The following is a 3,920-nucleotide window of genomic DNA, read 5'->3' as shown; positions in this document are numbered from 1 at the left end:
CCGCGGGAGGGCTCGCCCTTCGCCGCAGCCGGCGCATGGCCGGCATGCGCGGGACGCTGGCCGCCGCCAGCGCCGGCGCCGTTCCCACGGCCGCCGCGGCGGTTGCTACCGTTGCGCCCCGCACCCGCCGGGCGCGGCGCGCGCGCCGGCTCCTCGGAAAGGGGCGCGACGCCGCCGGAGTCGAAGCCCGCCGGCACCGGCTCGACCGGCACCGTCTGGCGGGTGAGCTTCTGGATGTCGCGCAGGTAGGCGCGCTCCTCCTCGTTGCAGAACGACAGCGCGATGCCGGACGCGCCCGCACGGGCCGTGCGGCCGATGCGGTGGACGTACTGCTCGGGCACGTTCGGCAGGTCGAAGTTCACCACGTGCGAGACGGCCTCGACGTCGATGCCGCGCGCGGCGATGTCGGTCGCCACCAGCACCTTGCACGAGCCGTTCTTGAAGGCGCCGAGCGCGCGCTCGCGCTGGCCCTGGCTCTTGTTGCCGTGGATCGCGAAGGCCGGGATGCCGGCCTTCTCGAGCCCGCGCACCACCTTGTCCGCCCCGTGCTTGGTGCGGGAGAAGACGAGCACGCGCTCGATCTCCGGCGACCGCAGGACGTGCTCGAGCAGCGCCTGCTTCTTCGTCTGCGAGACGAAGGTGACGCGCTGCTCGACGCGCTCGGCCGTGGTGGCGACGGGCGCGACCGAGACCTTCACCGGGTCGGAGAGGTAGCCGTCGGCCAGCGAGGCGATGGTCGTCGGCATGGTGGCCGAGAAGAACAGCGTCTGGCGCGCCTTCGGCAGCAGCGTCACGATGCGGCGCAGCGCGTGGATGAAGCCGAGGTCGAGCATCTGGTCGGCCTCGTCGAGAACGAGGATCTCGACGTTCGACAGGGACAGCGAGCGCCGGTCGATCAGGTCGAGCAGGCGCCCGGGCGTGGCGACGAGGATGTCGACGCCGTTCGCCACGACGCGCTCCTGGCGCGGCACCGGCACGCCGCCGAAGACGACGGTCGAGGTGAGCTTCGAGCCGCGGCCGTAGGCGCGGAAGCTCTCCTCGATCTGGCTCGCGAGCTCGCGGGTCGGGGAGAGGATCAGCGCGCGGCAGCCCTTGCGGGGCGCGGGCCGCTTGTCGGCGGCGAGCCGCTGGATCATCGGCAGCGCGAAGGCCGCCGTCTTGCCGGTGCCGGTCTGGGCGATGCCGAGCAGGTCGCGGCCGGCGAGGACCGGCGGGATGGCCTGGCCCTGGATCGGCGTCGGGCGCTCGTAGCCCTCGCGGGCGAGCGCCTCGAGGATCGGGGCGGAGAGGCCGAGGTCGGAGAAGGTGGTCAAGGGATCATGCTTTCACGTGCGGGGAGCCCGCGCCGGGAGCGCACGCGATTCATGAGGGCGCGCGCCGATCCCCGAGCGGTGGCTCGTGTCATCGGGAACGACCCGCGTGATGGGGCGAACGGGGAAGGCGGCATCCGAAGGCCCGGGTCGGTCCCGCCCCCGTGGAACGGGGCGGCCTCACGCAGCCGAGCCAGGGCGCTCCATGGAAGGACGCCGATGCTGCAGTGCAGAGATGGGGCAAGAGGGGCGGGATGTCAACTGTCGTTGGTGTAGTCTCGCGCCCCGGCGACGACGAGCGCGCGTGTTCACCTCTCTTCGAAAGAGAAGCTGGAAGCGTGGGGCGATCCAGCTTCACGCCGTCGGTCGTCGGCAGCGTCCCCGTCGGCTGTGGACCGGACGGCTGTCGTCACGCGCCCTCAGCCGTCCCGCCGCGCGAACACCACCTGCGTGTCCCCATACACCCGCCGCTCCACCTCCTCGAACCCCTCAGGGCAGGCGAGCGCGGCACCCGCCGCCTCCTCCACCACGCACAGCGCGCCCGGCGCGAGCCAGCCGCCGGCGGCGGCCGAGGCGAGGGCGGCGGGGGCGAGGTCGCGGCCGTAGGGCGGGTCGCAGAAGACGAGGTCGAAAGGCTCGAACCGGTCGGCGGCACCGAGCTTCGTCGCGTCGCGCCGGAACAGGCGGGTGACGCCGCCGAGCCCGAGCGCCTCGACGTTCTCGCGGATCAGCCCGCGCGCCTGCGCGCCCTCGTCGACGAAGAGCGCGAAGGCGGCGCCACGGGAGAGCGCCTCGATCCCGAGCGCGCCGGTGCCGGCGAAGAGGTCCATCACCCGCGCGCCGGGGACGGGGTCGCCGTAGGCGTGGGCGAGCACGTTGAACAGGCTCTCGCGCAGCCGGTCCGAGGTGGGGCGGATGGCGTCCGAGCGCGGGCCGGCGAGCGCGCGGCCCTTGAACCGGCCGCCGACGATCCGCATCCGGTCAGCCCTTCTTCTCGCCGCCGGGCTTTCGGCCACCGCGACCGGTCCCCGAACCGTCTCCGCCCGAGCCCTTCACGCGCTCGACGAGGACGCGCCCGGCCTTGCCGGCGATCTTGCCGACGCGCTCGCGCACTCGCTCGCCGCCCGCCGCGCGCTCCGCCTTGGCGGTCTCGCCGCCCCGGCGCGGCTTGGGACGCTTGTCCTCGCCCGCGCTCTCCTCCGCGCGCCAGACGCTCGAGCGCGGCTTGTCCCAGGAAGGACGCTTCTCGGCCGCGGGCCGCTCCGGCGCGCCGCGGCCCGGCCGCGCGCCGCCTTCGGCGCGCTCCCCGAACCCGGGCTTGCCCCCGAAGCCGGGCTTGCCCCCGCGCGTCGGCCTCGCGTCGCGATCGGGCTTGCCGTCGCGACCGGGTCTCGTATCGCGACCGGGTCTCGTATCGCCACCCGGCCTCGCGTCGCGATCCGGCCGCTCGCCCGCCGGCTTGCGCGCCCGCGCGGGGCCGGGCTCGGCGTAGCGGGCTCTGTCGCGCTCCTGCTGCATACGCGAGGCCGGGCGCGCGCCCCGCGGCGAACGCTCCGGCGCGCGCTCCTCGACGGGCTCGCGCACCGGGCTCTCGAAGTCGACACCCGCCGCCTGCGCCAGGCCGGCGCCGAGCTGCTCCTTGAGCACCTTGGTGCGCACCTCCTCGACGGCGCCCTCCTTCAGGTCGCCGAGCTGGAAGGGACCGAAGGAGAGGCGGATCAGCCGGTTGACCTGCAGCCCCAGCTCCTCGAGCACGCGCTTGACCTCGCGGTTCTTGCCCTCGCGCAGGCCCATCGTGATCCAGACGTTGTCGCCCTGCGCCCGGTCGATCTTCGCCTCGATCGGCCCGTACTCCATGCCGTCGACGACGACGCCCTCGCGGAGCGCATCGAGCCTGTCCTGCGTCACCTGCCCGTAGGCGCGCACGCGATAGCGGCGCAGCCAGCCGGTCTCCGGATGGGCGACGACGCGGGCGAGCCCGCCGTCGTTGGTGAGGAGCAGCAGGCCCTCGGTGTTGATGTCGAGGCGCCCGATCGTGACGACGCGCGGCATGTCCTCCGGCAGGCCCTGGAAGACGGTCGGGCGTCCCTCGGGGTCCTTGGCCGTCGTCACGAGGCCGCGGGGCTTGTGGTACAGCCACAGCCGCGTGCGCTCGCGCTCGGGGAGCGGCTCGCCGTCGATGCGGATGTCGGCGCCCGGCTTCACGTTCACCGCGGGCGAGGTCAGGAGCACGCCGTCCAGCGTGACGCGGCCCGCCGCGATCATCTCCTCCGCGTCCCGGCGCGAGGCCACGCCGGCGCGGGCGATGGCCTTGGCGATCCGCTCCTCCTCGCGGGCGACCTGCGGTGCGAGGCGCGAGGGCGTGGCGCGGGAGGCGGGCTTCTTGGCGAAGCCGGGCTTGGCGTAGCCGGGCTTGGCGAAACCGGGCTTGGCGCCGAAGCCCGGCTTTCCGCCGAACCCGGAAGGCTTGCCCATGCTCGACGACTTGCCGAAGGCCGGCTTGCCGAAGCCCGGCTTGCCCGAGGCGCCGCCGTCCGGCCGTGCGGCGCGGGGCGGGCGCGCCTCGCCGTCGCGGGCGAACCGCGCCGGGCGCTCGCCACCCTCTCGCGG

At 74.6% G+C, this 3,920-nt stretch carries 3 protein-coding genes; all 3 read right to left on the bottom strand.

What is annotated here, in order from left to right; genetic code table 11:
- Positions 1 to 1,313 (bottom strand): DEAD/DEAH box helicase (locus ACTZWW_RS22460; protein ID WP_444783192.1); only part of this gene is annotated, 1,313 nt, incomplete at its 3' end.
- Between the two features lie 416 nt (positions 1,314 to 1,729).
- Positions 1,730 to 2,287, bottom strand: coding sequence for a 16S rRNA (guanine(966)-N(2))-methyltransferase RsmD (gene rsmD, locus ACTZWW_RS22455; protein WP_444783191.1), 558 nt, complete (start codon positions 2,285 to 2,287; stop codon positions 1,730 to 1,732).
- 4 nt (positions 2,288 to 2,291) lie between these two features.
- Positions 2,292 to 3,785 (bottom strand): pseudouridine synthase, encoded by a 1,494-nt coding sequence (locus ACTZWW_RS22450; RefSeq protein ID WP_444783193.1) that lies wholly within the window; start codon positions 3,783 to 3,785, stop codon positions 2,292 to 2,294.
- Positions 3,786 to 3,920: the final 135 nt, after the last annotated feature.

Origin of the sequence: Salinarimonas sp. NSM (assembly GCF_052380005.1) — a bacterium.
GTDB lineage: Bacteria > Pseudomonadota > Alphaproteobacteria > Rhizobiales > Beijerinckiaceae > Salinarimonas.
The sequence above is the reverse complement of the archived record's forward strand: the minus strand, read 5'-3'. Positions and strand labels throughout refer to the sequence as shown.

Coding starts and splice junctions, on each gene's coding strand:
- rsmD (WP_444783191.1), bottom strand. CDS start 2,287: ATGCGGATCGTCGGCGGCCGGTTCAAGGGCCGCGCGCTCGCCGGCCCG.
- ACTZWW_RS22450 (WP_444783193.1), bottom strand. CDS start 3,785: ATGGGCAAGCCTTCCGGGTTCGGCGGAAAGCCGGGCTTCGGCGCCAAG.